14 protein-coding genes are annotated in these 19,024 nt (G+C 33.6%); 12 read left to right on the top strand and 2 right to left on the bottom strand.

The window, feature by feature from the left end; translation table 11 throughout:
- The first annotated feature begins 118 nt into the window (after positions 1-118).
- From RM538_RS11420 to RM538_RS11375, 10 genes are all read left to right on the top strand, one after another.
- Positions 119-1,132, top strand: coding sequence for a hypothetical protein (locus RM538_RS11420; protein WP_311333571.1), 1,014 nt, complete (start codon positions 119-121; stop codon positions 1,130-1,132).
- A 77-nt stretch (positions 1,133-1,209) separates the two neighbouring features.
- The gene (gene uvrA, locus RM538_RS11415) at positions 1,210-4,041 is read left to right on the top strand and encodes an excinuclease ABC subunit UvrA (RefSeq protein ID WP_311333570.1); all 2,832 of its coding nucleotides are present in this window, start codon (positions 1,210-1,212) and stop codon (positions 4,039-4,041) included.
- 32 nt (positions 4,042-4,073) lie between these two features.
- Positions 4,074-4,763 carry an LOG family protein gene (locus RM538_RS11410; RefSeq protein WP_311333569.1) on the top strand — a complete coding sequence of 230 codons (690 nt, stop codon included), beginning with the start codon at positions 4,074-4,076 and terminating at the stop codon, positions 4,761-4,763.
- A gap of 7 nt (positions 4,764-4,770) precedes the next feature.
- On the top strand, positions 4,771-6,021 hold the full coding sequence (locus RM538_RS11405; RefSeq protein ID WP_311333568.1) for a T9SS type A sorting domain-containing protein: 1,251 nt from the start codon (positions 4,771-4,773) through the stop codon (positions 6,019-6,021).
- A complete protein-coding gene (locus tag RM538_RS11400; protein WP_311333567.1) occupies positions 6,021-8,837 on the top strand; it encodes a gluzincin family metallopeptidase in 2,817 nt (938 codons plus the stop codon). The genes RM538_RS11405 and RM538_RS11400 overlap by 1 nt, the downstream gene beginning before the upstream one ends.
- 188 nt (positions 8,838-9,025) lie before the next feature.
- Complete coding sequence (locus tag RM538_RS11395) at positions 9,026-11,440, top strand: alpha-ketoacid dehydrogenase subunit alpha/beta (protein ID WP_311333566.1); 2,415 nt, start codon at positions 9,026-9,028, stop codon at positions 11,438-11,440.
- A gap of 195 nt (positions 11,441-11,635) precedes the next feature.
- Positions 11,636-13,324: an asparagine synthase B gene (gene asnB / locus RM538_RS11390; RefSeq protein ID WP_311333565.1), complete on the top strand. Its 1,689-nt coding sequence runs from the start codon at positions 11,636-11,638 to the stop codon at positions 13,322-13,324.
- Between the two features lie 182 nt (positions 13,325-13,506).
- Positions 13,507-14,466 carry a sterol desaturase family protein gene (locus RM538_RS11385; protein WP_311333564.1) on the top strand — a complete coding sequence of 320 codons (960 nt, stop codon included), beginning with the start codon at positions 13,507-13,509 and terminating at the stop codon, positions 14,464-14,466.
- Positions 14,467-14,586: 120 nt separating this feature from the next.
- Positions 14,587-15,219 carry an SDR family oxidoreductase gene (locus RM538_RS11380; protein WP_311333563.1) on the top strand — a complete coding sequence of 211 codons (633 nt, stop codon included), beginning with the start codon at positions 14,587-14,589 and terminating at the stop codon, positions 15,217-15,219.
- Positions 15,220-15,284: 65 nt separating this feature from the next.
- Positions 15,285-15,632, top strand: a complete 348-nt coding sequence (locus RM538_RS11375) for a hypothetical protein (protein WP_311333562.1) — start codon at positions 15,285-15,287, stop codon at positions 15,630-15,632.
- 90 nt (positions 15,633-15,722) lie between these two features.
- On the opposite strand, the gene RM538_RS11370 is transcribed toward RM538_RS11375, so the two are convergent.
- Together RM538_RS11370 and RM538_RS11365 are read right to left on the bottom strand one after the other, a co-directional pair.
- Entirely contained in the window at positions 15,723-16,451 is a 729-nt protein-coding gene (locus RM538_RS11370; RefSeq protein WP_311333561.1) for a glycosyltransferase family 2 protein, read from the bottom strand.
- A gap of 25 nt (positions 16,452-16,476) precedes the next feature.
- Positions 16,477-17,316, bottom strand: a complete 840-nt coding sequence (locus tag RM538_RS11365; protein WP_311333560.1) for a 1,4-dihydroxy-2-naphthoyl-CoA synthase — start codon at positions 17,314-17,316, stop codon at positions 16,477-16,479.
- 42 nt (positions 17,317-17,358) lie between these two features.
- Between RM538_RS11365 and RM538_RS11360 the strand changes: the two genes are divergently transcribed.
- Complete coding sequence (locus tag RM538_RS11360) at positions 17,359-18,498, top strand: C1 family peptidase (protein ID WP_311333559.1); 1,140 nt, start codon at positions 17,359-17,361, stop codon at positions 18,496-18,498.
- Positions 18,499-18,528: 30 nt separating this feature from the next.
- Positions 18,529-18,954, top strand: a complete 426-nt coding sequence (locus RM538_RS11355; RefSeq protein WP_311333558.1) for a hypothetical protein — start codon at positions 18,529-18,531, stop codon at positions 18,952-18,954.
- The last annotated feature ends 70 nt before the right edge of the window (positions 18,955-19,024 follow it).

Raw genomic sequence — 19,024 nt, 5'->3', positions numbered from 1 at the left:
TTTAGCGTATTTTTGATATAACTTAAAATATCAATTAACCCTTTAAATACTAACCTTAGTGAGGATTTAATAGTACTCTAATTTAAAAGTTATATCCCTACTGTTTGAAGTTTAATACATGCAGAAGAAGTCTTTTTATAAAGATTTATATATTCTTATCCCGCTTTTAGTTAGTGGCTTTGTTGCTATACTATTAGTCTTCTTATTGCAACAAAAAGTTTTTGATACTCCAATATTTGCTGAAACTTTAAAAAAGCATCTAGGTGTTTTTATAAGTATTAGTGGTTTTATAGCAGCTTTAATACTGTTTTACTTAGTTTTCAATGCTTTTACCGTTAAAAACTCCAAAAACTCTGCAATAAATAGTCTAAGTGCCATTACTCAAAAAATGCATGACTTTAGAACTATTGTAGAGCTTTTATATAGATCAAAAATGTGGCTTTCTGGGCTTAAAGAGTATATAGATGAAGAATTTGAAGGACTTACTTTTTTTGATGTGAAAGAATTTTATAAAGGAAAGTCAAAATTAGCAATTGAATTTCTTCAGGAAAAAAACAGCTATGATGAAACCGAAAACCTCTATCTCGAATTAAAGGCTATTTTAATGACGAGTCCTAAGGATAAAAGGGTTTCAGAAAATATAAAATACCCACAGTTTTATAGTAAAGAAATTGTATCAAAATGGTTAGAACACAAAGTTGGATCTGGGCTTTGGTACTTTTTTGGGTATAAATATGGAGCTTATAAAGATGCTTTAGATTTACATTCGGTATATGAGCGGCATCAAGATAAAATCATGAAACTTGCTAACAAAATAGATGGTAAAACCTTTGAAGACTCTTCATTTAACGAAGTATTCTTGTCAAAATTAGGTGAGTATATGAGTAAGGAAGTTATTCCAAAGCTATATCAGTTTCAAGATACCATCCAAGAAAAAGCATCTTCAAAAATCGTAGCGTTATATATGCTGTTTTTAACAATGGTATTTGTAGGGGTATTACTCCCTATTGCCTATTTGCTATTTAGCTTACCTATAATTTCTATTATCATTAGTATTTCGGTGACTGTTGCCTCTCTTTTCTTGATTTCCTTGAGTATTTATCCTTTTATAATTTCTACAAAAAGAAGTTAAACTTTAACAAGGTAAGGTCCTGTTTTGAGTATGTTGAAACTCTAAAATTTCAACGCAATTGAGTACCTTTGCAAACTATGGTAAAAAATGAAGATTGTATTGAAGTTTTGGGCGCACGCGTTCATAATTTAAAAGACATAGATGTTACCATTCCCAGAGAACAATTAGTTGTAATTACAGGGCTTTCGGGTAGTGGAAAATCTTCATTAGCTTTTGACACTATTTATGCTGAAGGACAACGTCGTTATATTGAAACTTTCTCAGCATACGCAAGACAGTTTTTAGGAAGTCTAGAAAGACCCGATGTAGATAAAATTGAAGGGTTGTCTCCTGTAATAGCCATAGAGCAAAAAACAACAAGTAGGAGTCCTCGTTCTACCGTTGGAACCATTACCGAAATTTATGATTTTTTAAGGCTACTTTTTGCTAGAGCTAGTGATGCATATAGCTATAATACAGGTAAAAAAATGGTTAGTTATAGTGATGAGCAAATTAAAGAACTCATTCTTAAAGAGTTTGATGGAAAAAAAATAACTGTTTTAGCACCAGTAGTTCGTTCTAGAAAAGGGCACTATAGAGAGCTTTTTGAGCAAATTGGCAAGCAAGGGTTTGTAAAAGTAAGAGTGGACGGAGAACTCTTAGATATTGTAAAGGGAATGAAAATAGACCGTTACAAAACACACGATATTGAAACAGTTATAGATAGACTCAAAGTAGATGCCAGTAATACAGAAGATAAGCGTCTTAAAGAAAGTATTATTACAGCCATGTATCATGGTAACGATGTACTTATGATTCTAGATAACGAAACAGATAAAGTGCGTTTTTTTAGTAGATCATTGATGTGTCCAAAAAGTGGTATCTCCTATCCTAATCCAGAGCCTAATAATTTTTCATTCAACTCTCCAAAAGGGATGTGTCCTATGTGTAAAGGGATTGGGCAACTATATCGAGTAAACTTAGACAAAATTGTTCCTGACGATTCACTATCAATAAAAAATGGAGCATTAGCGCCACATGGCCCACAAAAAAATAATTGGGTATTTAAGCAATTAGAATTAATTGCAGAACGCTACAAGTTTAAGTTAACAGACCCATTTAAAAAAATACCAGAAGAAGCCAAAGAACTCATTTTTCATGGAGGCGATGAGAGGTTTGAGGTAAACTCTAAAACACTTGGTATTACTCGAAAATATAAAATTGATTTTGAAGGTGTAGCCACTTTTCTTCAAAATACTTTTGAGGCAAACGAATCTAAATCTTTACAACGTTGGGCAAAAGAGTATATGGACAAAATTAAATGTCCAGACTGTGAAGGCAGTAGACTAAGAAAAGAGTCACTTTATTTTAAAGTAAACGATAAAAATATAGCACAACTAGCACAAATGGATGTTATTGAGCTATCACAATGGTTTGAAGATTTAGAAAAAGAACTCAGCGAAACTCAACTTAAAATTGCTAGTGAAATTATTAAAGAAGTTAAAACAAGACTTCGTTTTTTAGTAGACGTAGGACTAACGTATCTTGCATTAGACAGAAGCTCAAAATCACTATCTGGTGGAGAGGCACAACGTATTAGATTGGCCACTCAAATTGGGTCTCAACTCGTTGGTGTTTTGTATATTCTTGATGAACCTAGTATTGGCCTACATCAACGAGATAATGAGAAATTAATCCAGTCGCTTATTTCCTTAAAAGAGATAGGAAATTCAGTAATCGTAGTAGAACATGATAAAGATATGATTGAGCGTGCAGATTATGTTATTGACATTGGTCCTGCAGCAGGAAAGCACGGAGGTAAAATTGTTTCAGCAGGAAAGCCCAAAGAAATTTTAAAGCATAATACACTAACTGCAGACTATTTAAGTGGGGTTAGGGAAATTGAAGTTCCTAATAAAAGAAGAGAAGGTAATGGAAATACATTAAAGCTTACCGGAGCAACTGGAAATAATCTTAAAAATGTAACATTAGAAATTCCGTTAGGTAAAATGGTAGGAGTTACTGGTGTTTCTGGTAGTGGAAAATCTACACTAATTAATGAAACGCTCTACCCAATACTTAATGCACACTTCTTTAATGGAGTAAAAAAACCTATGCCTTACAAAAAAATAGAAGGTTTAGAGCATCTAGATAAGGTAATAGATATAAACCAATCTCCAATTGGTAGAACACCACGTTCAAACCCAGCTACGTACACAGGTGTTTTTTCTGAAATACGAAGTCTTTTTGCAAAAATACCCGAAGCCATGATTCGTGGATACAAGCCAGGACGTTTTAGTTTTAACGTTGCTGGAGGAAGATGCGAAACCTGTAAAGGTGGCGGTTTACGAACTATTGAAATGAATTTCCTTCCAGATGTATATGTAGAGTGCGAAACTTGCCAAGGAAAGCGTTTTAATCGAGAAACATTAGAAATTAGATACAAAGGGAAGTCTATTCATGATGTTCTAGAAATGACTATTGAAGACGCTTGTAATTTCTTTGAAAACATCCCTAAGATCTATAGAAAACTAAAAACTATTAAGGATGTTGGACTTGGATATATTACCTTGGGACAGCAATCTACTACATTATCTGGTGGTGAAGCACAACGTATTAAATTAGCAACAGAGTTAAGCAAACGAGATACAGGAAACACCTTTTATATTTTAGATGAGCCCACAACTGGACTACACTTTGAGGATATAAGAGTATTATTAATAGTTTTAAATAAGCTTGTTAACAAAGGTAACACCGTAGTAATTATAGAGCATAACCTTGACGTAATAAAAGTGGTAGATCATATTATTGATATTGGTCCTGAGGGTGGAAAAAAGGGAGGTAAAATACTTGTAACAGGAACTCCCGAGGAAATAATAAAAAACAAAAAAAGCTATACAGCTCGTTTCCTTAAAAAAGAGTTACATTAGGCACAAAACTTTTAAATTATAGATTTCTAAGCATGAGAAACGAAAATCAACCTAAAAACTGGAATGAAGTAAAAACAAACGACTCTTGGGCTATATTTAAGATAATGGGAGAGTTTGTTAATGGTTATGAAAAAATGAGCAGGATTGGTCCTTGTGTTTCAATTTTTGGCTCAGCTAGAACAAAACCAGACCATAAATACTACAAACTTGCTGAAAGTATTGCAAAAAAAATAACCGAAAATGGATATGGCGTTATTACTGGAGGTGGACCAGGTATCATGGAGGCTGGTAATAAAGGAGCACACTTAGCAGGAGGAACTTCTGTAGGGCTAAATATCACACTTCCATTTGAGCAACACGATAACAAATACATCGATAGTGACAAGAGCATAGATTTTGATTACTTTTTTGTGCGCAAAGTAATGTTTGTAAAATACTCTCAAGGTTTTGTTGTAATGCCAGGAGGATTTGGAACATTAGATGAGTTTTTTGAAGCTTTTACATTAATACAAACACATAAAATTGGAAAATTTCCTCTAATTCTTGTTGGAACTTCCTTTTGGAAAGGTCTCATGGATTGGATAAAATCTACACTACTCGAAGCTAACAACAATATTAGCCCAGAAGATTTAGATTTAGTTCATGTTGTTGATACTGAAGATGAAGTACTTGAAATTTTAAATAATTTCTACGACGAATTTAACTTAAGCCCTAACTTCTAGAACTCGCATGATTAAAAAAATATTTATAGCAGCAATTATATTTTGTACCCTTCAAGTACAGGGACAAGAGACTCTAAAAGTTATGTTCTATAATTTATTAGAATTCCCCTCTGCCTCCCCTGGTAATAGAGATGTAATCCTTAGAAATATTATGGAAGAGTATCAACCAGATATTTTTATGGTTTGCGAATTAGAATCTGAAGAAGGAGCTAATGAAATTTTAAACACTTCACTTACTTTTGGGGATTTTCCTTATGGACGAGCAACATTTCAGCCTAATACTTCAAGCGGTGCAGATATACAACAGTTAATTTTTTATAGAGCCGATAAGTTTTCATTAGAGAATTCTGAAATAATACAAACCACAGTTCGTGATATTAATAGATACATTTTACAGCTTAATACAGCTAATGGAGGATCAGACCCGTTAGATTTAAACATCTATGTTTCACACCTAAAATCTAGCCAAGGTAGCAGTAATGAAAATTTACGCCTTAGCATGGTAAATGAATTTACGAGTACCCTTAATACGTTAGACCCCGACTCTTATGTAATTTTTGCTGGAGATTTAAATGTTTATGACTCTGATGAACCCGCTTACCAAGAACTATTAGATCCTACAAATGATATTGTACTTAAAGACCCTATAGAATTACCAGGTGACTGGAGTAATAATATAAGTTTTCAGGGCATTCATACACAGAGTACTCGAGAAAGCTCTGGACCTTTTGGTGCTGGTGCTGGTGGTGGCCTTGATGACAGATTTGACTTTATTTTACTTTCAGAAAATATGCTTACCAATCCAAGGCTTAGGTATGTTACAGATACCTATAAGGCATATGGCAATAATGGTAATTGTTTTAATCAAGATGTAAGCGCTTCTAATTGCACAGGAGAGTTTAGCCAACAAATAAGAACAAGGTTGTTTGGTATGAGTGATCACTTACCAGTTGTGCTAGAGTTAGAAACAAACGAAGAGATTATACTTAGCGGTACAGAGTTTGATGCTGTTATAAAGCAAATAAAGATTAATAATACGTTAGTGAAAAATAAGGTTTCTTTAGATATTCCAGAGGTACTTTTTAACGAAGTCTCTTTTACTATATACAACACACTTGGGCAAAAAATTAAATATATTTCAACAAAAAACTCTCATAAAAACCTAATAGATGTTTCTTCATTTCCAGAAGGGATTTATTACATAAAAACCAACCTGTCAAATAACACCCCTCTTAAATTTATAAAGACAACTTTCTAGTGAACAGGTATTTATATTTCATATTTTTTGCAATTTCAGCCATTACCTATGGACAGCATGATATCTCTATCATTGCCTCTTTAAATACACAGACTAATAGTTTAATAATTCAACAAGAAGTAGTTTTTACAAATACTACGGACACTTCACTTTCTGAAATTTACTTTAACGATTGGGCCAATAGCTTCAGCAGTAAAACAACACCTCTTGCAAAACGCTTTGCTGAAAATTATGATGCCTCTTTTCATTTTGAAAAAAATGAAAAAAGAGGAAATACTCAAATAAAAAAGATAACAAATGCTCAAGGTGGTTTACTCTCTTGGGAGCGAGGAAAGCAAGTAGATATTTTAAAAGTAAATCTTACAAATCCTCTTTTACCAAATGAGAAGTTTACATTAAATCTTGACTATACTGTAACGCTACCCGATGATAAATTTACTCGTTACGGAGCAACAAAAGATGGAAATTACAAATTAAAATATTGGTACCTATCCCCTGCTGTTTATAGAGATAATTGGGAAATTTATAGTAATAAAAATACAGACGATTTATTTGCTGGGCCTTCGAACTTTAAAATAATACTCAATATAAATCCTGAATTCTCTGTAACATCAGATTTTGATACAGTAGCCGAAGAAATTTCAAAATCTACAAAGCTTATCACCTTAGAAGGAAAGCAACGAAGAAACGCCATTATACACTTAGAGAAGAACAATACTTTTAAAATTATAAGTACAGATAAGCTTGATGTTGTTACTAATCTAGATGACGAAAAAGTGAATCCACCTATAAGAGCATTGGTTGTAGACAGAGTGGTTCATTTTTTAAATGATAAGCTAGGAGATTATCCACATAAAGCAATGCTAGTTTCAAAAGCAGATTATAAGTCTAGCCCTGTTTATGGTCTTAACCAGTTACCCAGCTTTATAAGTCCCTTTCCAGATGGTTTTGAGTATGATATAGAACAACTTAAAACTATTACTAGAAATTATATTGAAAACACTTTACATCTACATCCAAGAGAAGACTATTGGCTTACTGGAGCACTACAAATCTATTTAATGAAGGAATACGTTGATACGTATTACCCTAAAATGAAAATTATTGGAAATCTAAGCGACTTTTGGATTATTCGTTGGGCTCATGCTGCAGATTTAGAATTTAATGATCAATATCCCCTGCTCTATCTAAACATGGCGCGTAATAACCTGCACCAATCCCTAAACACTCCCAAAGACTCATTAGTAAAGTTTAATAAACAAATAGCTAGTGATTATTATGCAGGAAATGGTTTTAGCTACTTAGCAGACTATATTGGAAAAGAATCGTTATTAAGAACAATAAAGGAGTTTTATTCAGAAAATAAAAACAGACTCGTTACTTCAAAAAGGTTCCAAAAAACATTAGAGAGTAATACAGACTTGCCAATCAACTGGTTTTTTGAAGAGTACGTTAGCAAAAGAAATATTATTGATTTTAAAATTAAAAAAGTACAAGAGGTTGGTGACTCTTTAAAAGTAACCATAAAAGATAAGCAACATACCAAAATGCCTGTCTCCCTTTATGGATTAAATAAAAAAGAAATAGTATTTAAAGACTGGGTTGCACCAATAGATAGCATAGTAACTGTTACAATACCTAAAAAAGGAATAAAACGATTAGCATTAAACTATGAAGCTAAAATACCCGAGTTTAATCAGCGTAACAATTATAAGAGTGTAAAAGGGCTTTTTAATAGACCATTACAGTTTAGATTATTTCAAGATGTTGAAGACCCAAAATACAACCAGCTCTTTTTTATGCCCATTTTTGAGTATAATCTTTATGACGGCTTTACAACTGGTGTAAAACTTTATAACAAAACAGTTTTAACAAAAGGACTCAATTATAAAATTGAACCCCAGTATGGATTGAGATCCAATACAATAATTGGTAGTGGGTCTGTTAGTTTTACCCAACAATTTAGAAATCAAAACAAAACACATTATGCTACTCGGTATGGTATTTCTGGTAGCTACTATTCTTATAATGTAGATTTATTTTATAAGCGTATAAGTCCTTTTATAGTTTTTGCTTTTAGACCTGAAAATGATTTACGTAATAACGAGAAACAATTTATTAATTTAAGGGCAGTAAATGTTTTTAGAGATGAAGACCCTCTGGACCTTGATGCTGACCCAAATTATAGTGTTTTTAATTTTCAATATGTTTATTCTAACCCTAATTTAATCAACTATTTTAGAGGAGTTGTAGATTATCAAATTTCTAGTAGGTTTAGTAAGCTTTCAACCACTTTTGAATATCGAAAACTTTTTTTAAGCAATAGGCAACTAAATGTAAGAGCCTTTGCAGGGGTATTTCTTTTTAATGATACTAGACAAAATGATGACTTTTTTAGTTTTGCACTAGACCGCCCTACAGATTATCTATTTGATTATAATTACTACGGAAGAAGTGAAGACACAGGTCTTTTTAGCCAACAATTAATAGTTGCAGAAGGAGGCTTCAAATCAAAATTAGAGCCGGCTTTCGCAAATAGTTGGATTACAACAATTAATACAAGCACCAGTATTTGGCGATGGATTTTTGCCTACGGTGATGCTGGTTTGGTTCACAATACTAGACTAGGCACGCAGGCAGTTTTTGATACTGGAATACGCCTAAACTTAGTAGAGGATTATTTTGAATTATACTTCCCTTTATATTCTAACCTAGGATGGGAGCCCGGGTTACCCAACTACGATCAAAGAATACGTTTTATAGTTACTTTAAGTCCAAGTACACTACTTAAATTATTCACTCGTGAATGGTACTAGAAATACCTAATTGAAAAATACACATTAAAAACCCAATCCTAATTACATTTTAATAGTGGTTTTTGCGCTGTATTGTATTTTATTAAATTAAAGCTAATAAAACTGTAAAAAAAATATCAATTTCGTAAAACTTTAGCATTGTTTCGCGTTCTCATTTTACCTACTTTTGTAGTCCGAAATTTGAAACTATGCAAACAAACCCTCAGACCAATAAAGAACTCTCTTTTGAAGATTTTAAAGCTGAAGTATTAAACGATTATAAAATCGCTGTAACCAGCAGGGAATGTAGTCTTTTAGGCCGTAGAGAAGTTTTAACTGGTAAAGCAAAGTTTGGAATTTTTGGTGATGGTAAAGAAGTACCTCAATTAGCTTGGGCTAAAGCTTTTAAAAATGGAGATTGGCGTAGTGGCTACTACAGAGACCAAACCTTTATGATGGCAATTGGAGAATTAAGTATTCAACAATTTTTTTCTGGTTTATACGCTCATACAGAGCTAGAAGCAGACCCAATGAGTGCTGGAAGACAAATGGGAGGTCACTTTGCGACACACAGTCTTAACGATGATGGTAGCTGGAAAAACCTAACAACTCAAAAAAATAGTAGTGCAGACATTTCGCCAACTGCAGGACAGATGCCGCGACTACTTGGATTAGCACAAGCTTCAAAAATATTTAGAAACGTAAAAGGAATAGAGAATAAAACTAACTTCTCTATTAATGGTAATGAAGTTGCTTGGGGAACTATTGGAAACGCAAGTACGAGTGAAGGTCTTTTTTGGGAGACTATAAATGCTGCTGGAGTACTTCAAGTTCCTATGATTATAAATGTTTGGGATGATGAGTACGGAATTTCAGTACATGCAAAACATCAAACTACAAAAGAAAACATAAGTGAGGTTTTAAAAGGATTTCAACGTACAGAAGACGAAAACGGTTATGAGATTATTCGAGTAATTGGGTGGGATTATCCCGCACTAGTTGAAGCATATGAGAAAGCTGGTAAAATTGCTAGAGAAGAACATGTACCTGTTTTAATCCATGTGCAACAACTTACGCAGCCACAGGGTCACAGTACAAGTGGATCACATGAGAGATACAAAAGCAAAGAACGCTTACAATGGGAACAAGAGCACGATTGTAATGTAAAAATGCGTGAGTGGATTATTGAAAATAATTTTGCTACCGAAGAAGAACTTACCTCTCTTGAAAAAGACATTAAAAAAGAAGTTCGAGATGGCAAAAAAGCAGCCTGGACAGCTTTCTTAGCTCCGCAAAAGAAAGAACAGAAAGAAGCAATTACGCTACTTTCTAATCTTGCTGAAAGCTCTACCAATAAAAACTTTATTGAAAAAATAAAAAACGATTTGGCTTCAGATACAGAGCCACTTCGTAGGAGTATTGCTAGCGCCGTTAGAAAATCGTTACGATATGTCGTTGGAGAGGATAGTCCCGAAAAAAGGCAACTCATAGATTGGTTAAACAATTATTTTGAAACCATTCAACCTAAATATTCTTCACATTTATATTCTGAAGCCTCAGAAAATGCCAAAACTATTTCAGAAGTAAAACCAAACTATAATGATACTTCAGAAGAAGTAGATGGTCGAGTTGTTTTACGAGATAATTTTGATGCTATTTTCAGTAAATATCCAGAGGCATTAATCTTTGGTGAAGATGCTGGTGAAATTGGTGATGTAAACCAAGGATTAGAAGGAATGCAAGAAAAATATGGCGAACTTAGAGTAAGTGACGCCGGTATTAGAGAAGCAACTATCTTAGGTCAAGGAATTGGTATGGCAATGCGTGGATTACGTCCTATTGCCGAAATTCAATACCTAGATTATATTTTGTATTGCCTACAGATTATGAGTGATGACTTGGTAACAACACGCTACAGAACCAGAGGTAAACAAAAAGCACCACTAATTGTAAGAACTAGAGGACACAGGTTAGAAGGAATATGGCATAGTGGTTCTCAAATGGGAGGCCTTATCCATTTACTACGTGGAATGTATATTTTAGTTCCAAGAAATATGACCAAAGCTGCTGGTTTTTACAATACATTATTACAAACAGATGAGCCTGCTCTTATAGTAGAATGCTTAAATGGGTATCGTTTAAAAGAAAAACTTCCTACTAACTTAGGAGAATTTAGAACACCTATTGGCGTTGTAGAAACAGTTAAAGATGGAACAGATATTACTCTAGTTTCTTACGGAAGTACACTAAGACTAGTAGAGGAAGCAGCAAGAGAACTACAACAAGTTGGGATTGACGCTGAAATTATAGATGTACAATCACTACTACCATTAGATCTTAATCATGACATGGTTAAAAGCGTTGCCAAAACTAATCGCCTTTTAGTTATTGATGAAGATGTACCCGGAGGAGCATCTGCATATATTTTACAACATATTGTAGATGAACAAAATGGTTATCAATACTTAGACAGTAAACCACAAGCATTAGCAGCAAAACCGCATAGACCTGCCTATGGAACTGACGGCGATTATTTCTCTAAGCCATCAACCGAGGATATTTTTGAAAAGGTATATGAGATACTTCATGAAGCTAATCCAAGTAGTTATCCTAAATTGAGATAATTTTTTAAAATAAATTTGGATACCAAAATAAATAACCCAATATTTGAAACAACAAAAGAAATTAATATGTTGATGTTACTTCAAGTTAATAATATAAATAATAATAACGCCAAGACGTAACAGAAACTTGTACCCTATATATAACCGTCAAGTTTCAAACGCTTGGCGGTTTTTTTATGAAATAAAACAAAAATTATGTGTGGAATTGTATGTGCTTTTAAGCTAAAAAAGACAACCGAGGAACTACGTCCTCAAGTATTAGAAATGGCAAAATGTATAAGACATAGAGGGCCAGATTGGAGTGGTATATTTACAAATAATAAAGCAATCATGGCACATGAACGCTTAGCAATTGTAGACCCTACCTCTGGAAAACAGCCATTATTTTCTGAAGATAAAAATCTAGTATTAGCTGCCAATGGTGAAATTTACAATCACAAAGAATTACGCCAGCAATTTGAAGGTACTTATAACTTTCAAACAAAAAGCGACTGCGAGGTAATCTTAGCATTATACAAAGAAAAAGGGAATGCATTTTTAGACGAACTAAATGGTATTTTTGGTTTTGCAGTATATGACGTTGAAACAGACAATTACCTAATAGCTAGAGACCATATGGGGATTATCCCTTTATATATGGGTTGGGATAAAGATGGAACTTTTTATGTTGCAAGTGAATTAAAAGCTCTGGAAGGGGTTTGTACTAAAATTGAATTATTCCCTCCGGGACATTACTTAGATAGCAAAGAAGGAGAACTTAAAAGATGGTGGACACGTGATTGGATGAAATTTGAAAACGTAAAAGACAACGAAACCTCAATCAATGATTTAAGAGATGCATTAGATGCGGCCGTACATAGACAATTAATGAGTGATGTCCCTTATGGAGTATTATTATCTGGAGGACTAGACTCATCAATTACTTCTGCACTTGCCAAAAAATATGCAGACAAGCGTATAGAAAGTGGAGATAAAGAAAACGCTTGGTATCCTCGCTTACACTCTTTTGCAATTGGACTGGAAGGTTCTCCAGATTTAGCAGCGGCACAAAAAGTAGCAGACCACTTAGGAACTGTACACCACGAAATTCATTTTACTATACAAGAAGGTATTGATGCTATTAGAGATGTGATATATCATGTTGAAACCTATGACATTACAACCATTAGAGCTTCTACACCAATGTTTTTGTTAGCAAGAGCTATAAAAGCTATGGGAATAAAGATGGTACTTTCTGGAGAAGGAGCCGATGAAATTTTTGGAGGATATCTATATTTTCATAAAGCACCATCTGCAAAAGACTTTCATGAAGAAAATGTAAGAAAGCTTGATAAGTTACATATGTATGACTGTTTACGAGCTAATAAATCACTTGCGTCATGGGGAATCGAGGGACGTGTCCCATTTCTAGATAAAGAGTTTATGGATGTTGCTATGCGACTAAACCCTAAGGACAAAATGATTATTGCCGGACAGGACAGCCCAAAAGCAAAACAAGCTATGGAGAAGTGGGTGTTAAGAGAAGCTTTTGGAGATATGCTACCAGAAGCTGTAGCTTGGAGACAAAAAGAACAATTTAGTGATGGAGTTGGTTATAGTTGGATAGACACCTTAAAAGATTTAGTTGACTCACAGGTTACAGATGAGCAAATGGCAAATGCACAATATCGTTTCTCAATACAAACGCCTACAAGCAAAGAGGAGTTTTATTATCGAACTATTTTTGAAGAGCATTTTCCAAGTGATGCTGCAGCATTAACGGTACCATCTGTTCCAAGTGTGGCATGTAGTAGCGCTGTTGCTTTAGAATGGGACGAAAGTTTTAAAAACATGAATGATCCTAGTGGGCGTGCTGTAGCAAACATACATGATGAAGCATACTAATAAATATAGAAATAATCTCAAGATATTAATATCAATAGTACAATTAGTTTTTTGAGATTATTTTATTCGTATAAACTACATATTCTGTTAACTATTTTGTATAATACTTATTAGATTGTAAGCTATCTTCTAATAATTACTTTAGCTTGCAGCTTTTTAATTTTTAAAATACAGAATAGTTAATGGATTTTACTAACCCACTTGTATATGGCGTCCCTTGTTTTTTAGGTTTTATAGCATTAGAGTTATCCTACAGCAAAGTATTTGACGACAAACAATTATACAAGTGGAAAGACTTTACTTCTAGTTTACTACTTGGCATTGGATCTGCTATTCTTGGAGCACTTATTAAAACAGTATCAATTATACTAGTTTTTAATTTTGCTTATGACATTTTTAACCCTGAGATAGATGGTGTTAGAACAAACATAATGGGTTGGCAATCTTTTGGATATGCTTGGTATGTTTGGATTATTTGCATGTTACTGGATGACTTTACTTACTATTGGTTTCATAGACAAAACCATATGGTTAGGTTTCTATGGGCTGCACATATTGTACATCACTCCTCAGAGAATTTTAATCTAGGCACTGCAGTAAGAAATGGATGGTTCACAATTTTTTACAAACCCTTTTTTTATGTTTGGATTGTAATAATTGGTTTTCCTCCAGAAATGTTAGTAGTGTGCTTAGGTATAGAAGCACTTTGGCAATTTCAATTACATACAAAGTATATTAAAAATTTAGGTTTTCTAGAAACCTTTGTTAACACCCATACAATGCATCAAGTACATCATGCTAGAAACATAGAATACATGGATAAAAACCATGGTGGTTTTCTTAACATTTTTGACAGAATGTTTGGCACATGGAAGGAGCTCGATGAAAATATAAATATTGAGTATGGTGTTTCTACTCCTCCAAATTCTTACAGCTTATACGTAATACTCACACACGAATACCAAAATATTTGGCAAGACATGAAAAAATCAAATAACTTATACTATAAGTTTATGTATGCCTTTGGTCCACCAGGATGGAGTCATGATGGTAGTACACTTACCATTAAGCAAATTAGAAAACAACTTACTAAAGAAAATAAAAAAAGGCTAACAAGTATTTCTGCAGTCCCGGGAGAATAAACTTTATATACTAAGACTAGTGTCTTTCTAGTAATGTTAAATATTCTAATTTTTTTAAGTCTAAGCGTTAAAGAGCGTTAAGTTTTTTTAAAGGCTATATTTCGTTTTGTAAATTATAGCATGGAAAATATATTAGTTGCAGGTGCTACAGGCGCCACCGGAAATAAAATCATTAATTTATTAAAAGATTCGCCACAATATACTCCTGTGGCAATGATTAGAAACGAATCGCAAAAAGAAACTTTTGAGAAAAACGGAGTTAAAACTGTTATAGGAAATCTCACATCAGATATCTCTCATACCACCAAAGAGATTGATAAAGTTATATTTGCAGCAGGGTCTGGTGGAAAAGATGTGATAAATGTAGATCAAAAAGGTGCGCAAAAACTAATAGATGCCTCTAAGAAAGAGCGCATTAAAAAATTTGTAATGCTAAGTTCTATGGGAGCAGATAATCCAAAAGGCGAACTAAAAGAATATCTTCAAGCCAAACAAAATGCAGACCAATATTTAGACATAAGCGGTTTAAATTTTACGATAGTAAGGCCTGGAGCTCTAACAAATAAAGAAGGAATTGGAAAGATTAAACTTGAAAATAAAATTGGCAAGCAGGGAGAGATACCACGATGGGATGTTGCAAGAACATTAGTAAAAAGTCTTGACAACCATGTTGCCAAAAACCAATCTTTTGAAATTTTAGAAGGAGACACTAAAATTGAAAAAGCTGTAGAAAATTTCCAAGTATTGTCATAATTTTAGAAAAGTAATATAAAACTAAGCGCCTAATCTCTTTTAATTATGAAATTTGGCGTTTTTTTATGTGTTATACTTTTTCTCAAGATAAATTGCTTATACAAGTTTTTCTACTCAATTGTTTAAAGTTTCTACCAATCTTTGAAGTATATGTAGACAATCTTGAACCTTCTATAGCCGCAATGCTATACATAAACTGGTCTGCATATAATGGCACATACACAACTCCTAGTTACCACCAAAGCCAAAGAAGAGTCTATCTAGAGGGCTTACTACGAAAAACAGGAGCCTTTGTAGCTGGTGAAATCATTTTTATAGCACCTGCTGGTTATAGACCAGTAACTAGAAAATTGTGTTCTGGCCTACAACCTGGAGGTGAGGCATTAGGTATTGATGTGCAGGCTAACGGGTAAATACACTATATAGATGGTGATAGCGGAAGCGGAGATTTTATAAGTATTGAAGGGATTTTGTTTAAAATAAATTAAAATGATTGGATTAATTTACCTCGAAAAAAGATTGTACTTTAAAATGCAATAAATAGCTCTAAAACCATCTTTCCAGCCTATTTTTTTACCCTCTTCGTAAGTTCTTCCATAGTAAGAAATACCAACTTCGTAAACACGTATCTTAGGTACTCTAGAAATTTTTGCTGTTACCTCAGGCTCAAAACCAAACCGGTTTTCTCTTAGAGTGAGTCCTTGTATAATGCCTGTATTAAATAACTTATAACAGGTTTCCATATCTGTGAGATTTAGATTAGTTAGCATATTGGAAAGAAAGGTTAAAAATTTGTTTCCAATAGTATGCCAAAAAAATAGTATTCTATGTGGCTTACCACTTACAAATCTAGATCCATAAACTACATCTGCAAATCCATCAACTACAGGCTTTAATAGTAAGTTATATTCAGAAGGGTCATACTCTAAATCTGCATCTTGAATAATTAGATACTCTCCAGTTGCTTTAATTATTCCCGTGTGTAAAGCGGCTCCTTTTCCTTTATTCTGTTCGTGTTTGTAATAAGTAATGTTTAGAGAGGGATTATTAGATTTATACTCTAGAATAGCATCTTCTGTATCATCGGTAGAGCAATCGTTTACAATTATTAATTCTTTTTCAATTGAATTAATCAAAGTCACCTCTTTAACCCTATCTAAAATTTTATAAATCGTTCTTCCTTCATTATAAGCTGGGATAATGATTGAAAGTTTTTTTATGGGTACATCCATTATTAGTTACAAGGTAAAGGTAAAGTTAAGGCAACCACTTTTTGTCAAAGTTAGGTTTTCTTTTTTCAAGAAAGGCGTCACGCCCCTCTTTTGCTTCTTCTGTCATATAAGCTAGACGGGTTGCTTCACCAGCGAAAACTTGTTGCCCAACCATACCATCATCTGTAAGGTTCATTGCAAACTTCAGCATTTTTATAGATGTTGGAGACTTAGCTAAAACCTCTCGTGCCCATTCATAAGCAGTTTGTTCTAAATCTGCATGAGGAATCACAGCATTTACCATTCCCATCTCAAAAGCTTCTTGAGCACTATAATTTCTTCCAAGAAAAAATATTTCTCGTGCTTTTTTTTGTCCTACCATCTTAGCTAAATATGCACTACCGTACCCCCCATCAAAACTTGTAACATCTGCATCAGTTTGCTTAAAGATAGCATGTTCTTTACTAGCTAATGTCATATCACACACTACATGTAAACTATGTCCTCCTCCAACTGCCCAACCTGGCACTACACAAATTACAGCCTTAGGCATAAACCGTATAAGGCGCTGTACTTCTAGGATATTAAGTCTATGATACCCATCTTCTCCAACATATCCCTGATGCCCCCTTGCTTTTTGGTCTCCTCCACTACAAAAGCTATACACACCATCTTTACTAGAAGGTCCCTCGGCAGATAATAAAACTACACCTATAGAAGTATCTTCTTGTGCATCGTGAAAAGCATCAAGCAATTCGCTTGTAGTTTTAGGTCTAAATGCATTTCGAACATCAGGTCTGTTAAAAGCAATTCTTGCAACTCCGTTAAATTTTTTATAGGTAATATCTGTATATTCTTTGGCTATTTTCCAGTTGGGTGTACTCATATTTATTAAATTTACATCAAAGATACTCTATAAAATTTCCAAATGAAAAAATTCAAATTTCTAAAATTCAGTTTATCAGTTTCCTTTTTAGTATGTTTTATAATTTCAGTAAATGCCCAAGAAGCTTATAAGTTTACTGAAGTTATTGACCTAGAAGCTACACCGGTAATTAGTCAAGGAAGAACAGGAACGTGCTGGAGTTTTTCTACTTCTTCTTTTTTAGAATCTGAAATTATTAGACTTACGGGTAATCAAATTGATTTATCTGAAATGTACACCGTACGTAACACTTACCCAAAAAAGGCAGAGAATTTTGTGATGCGACAGGGAAAAGCTCAATTTTCTGAAGGAGGCTTAGCACATGATGTTATTAACTCGGTTGCAAAATATGGGCTTGTACCGCAAGAGGCTTTTGATGGTTTGTCTGATAATGAAACTAATCACAATCACGCAGAGATGGTAGCAGTATTAAAATCTATGCTCACAACATATGTAGATAACCCTGGTAGAAAATTGAGTAAAAAATGGAAACATGCTGTAGAGGGAGTTTTGGATGTTTATCTTGGTAAAAATGTTACCCAATTTACATATAAAGGAAAGCAATACACACCTAAAAGCTTCTTAGAGTTGACTAAGATAAACCCAAGGGATTACGTTACTATTACCTCATTTACACACGCACCTTTTTATAAAACATTTATTCTAAACATTCCAGATAATTGGAGTTATGGAAGTTTTTATAATGTCCCACTAGATGAACTAATGAACACTATAGATTACGCTCTTAAAAATGGCTATACTGTTGAGTTGGATTGTGATGTGAGTGAGCGTACATTTTCTTCAAAAGATGGAGTAGCTGTAATCCCTAAGGATGCAAATAATAACGCAAAAGCCTTGCAAGGTATTTATCCTGAAATGAATATTACACAAGAGTATCGTCAAGATGAGTTTGAAAACTACACTACTACAGATGACCATTTAATGCATGTTACTGGGATATTACAAGACCAAAATGGCACAACCTACTACAAAGTAAAAAACAGTTGGGGGACAGATGAAAGCAGAAATGCCAATGGAGGATATGTATATTTTAGTGAAGCTTATATGCGTCTTAAGACCATAAGTATTATGGTTCATAAAGATGCTGTACCTCAAACTACTGCTAAAAAATTGAATTTATAATTTTGGCTTAAAATTTGATGCAAAATAGATATGAAAAAGCTACTATTCTTATTCGTTTTTATTCCGTTTACAGGGTTTTCTCAGCTTGATTTCGAAACTCGCTATTTTACTATTGATGCTGAATCGCTTCCCCTTATTGAAGATTTAGCAACTTTTTCATTAACAACGTCTCCAACAATGTTTGATTCACAATTACCAACTTTTAAAATGAATGAAGAGAATTATAGAACGCCTGTTAATATGACTGAAGCTTTAGCAGAAAGACAAAATTATATTACAAAAAAATGGGATGGTAAAACAAAAGCAACACCAAAGGGGCTTAGCTTTTCTTTTTCGGTTAATGGAAGTAATTCTAGAAATGGAACTACAAATTATGGTGTGAAAAATTCAGTCTATCAAGAACAAAGACCTGTTTATTTTTGTTCACCATTGGATATATATCGGGTAAATCAGTAAATAGTTAGTAGTATTCAACAAGCTTTGTATTTTACTTTATAAGATTTTAGTTTTTCTTATAGACACAATC

This window comes from Patiriisocius hiemis (assembly GCF_031846325.1).
Taxonomy (GTDB): domain Bacteria; phylum Bacteroidota; class Bacteroidia; order Flavobacteriales; family Flavobacteriaceae; genus Patiriisocius_A; species Patiriisocius_A hiemis.
This window is presented reverse-complemented; position numbering and strand designations above follow the sequence as displayed.

Excerpts from the sequence above, each read along its gene's own strand:
- RM538_RS11420 (WP_311333571.1), top strand. The coding sequence starts at position 119 with ATGCAGAAGAAGTCTTTTTATAAAGATTTATATATTCTTATCCCGCTT.
- uvrA (WP_311333570.1), top strand. The coding sequence starts at position 1,210 with ATGGTAAAAAATGAAGATTGTATTGAAGTTTTGGGCGCACGCGTTCAT.
- RM538_RS11410 (WP_311333569.1), top strand. The coding sequence starts at position 4,074 with ATGAGAAACGAAAATCAACCTAAAAACTGGAATGAAGTAAAAACAAAC.
- RM538_RS11405 (WP_311333568.1), top strand. The coding sequence starts at position 4,771 with ATGATTAAAAAAATATTTATAGCAGCAATTATATTTTGTACCCTTCAA.
- RM538_RS11395 (WP_311333566.1), top strand. The coding sequence starts at position 9,026 with ATGCAAACAAACCCTCAGACCAATAAAGAACTCTCTTTTGAAGATTTT.
- asnB (WP_311333565.1), top strand. The coding sequence starts at position 11,636 with ATGTGTGGAATTGTATGTGCTTTTAAGCTAAAAAAGACAACCGAGGAA.
- RM538_RS11385 (WP_311333564.1), top strand. The coding sequence starts at position 13,507 with ATGGATTTTACTAACCCACTTGTATATGGCGTCCCTTGTTTTTTAGGT.
- RM538_RS11380 (WP_311333563.1), top strand. The coding sequence starts at position 14,587 with ATGGAAAATATATTAGTTGCAGGTGCTACAGGCGCCACCGGAAATAAA.
- RM538_RS11375 (WP_311333562.1), top strand. The coding sequence starts at position 15,285 with ATGTGTTATACTTTTTCTCAAGATAAATTGCTTATACAAGTTTTTCTA.
- RM538_RS11370 (WP_311333561.1), bottom strand. The coding sequence starts at position 16,451 with ATGGATGTACCCATAAAAAAACTTTCAATCATTATCCCAGCTTATAAT.
- RM538_RS11365 (WP_311333560.1), bottom strand. The coding sequence starts at position 17,316 with ATGAGTACACCCAACTGGAAAATAGCCAAAGAATATACAGATATTACC.
- RM538_RS11360 (WP_311333559.1), top strand. The coding sequence starts at position 17,359 with ATGAAAAAATTCAAATTTCTAAAATTCAGTTTATCAGTTTCCTTTTTA.
- RM538_RS11355 (WP_311333558.1), top strand. The coding sequence starts at position 18,529 with ATGAAAAAGCTACTATTCTTATTCGTTTTTATTCCGTTTACAGGGTTT.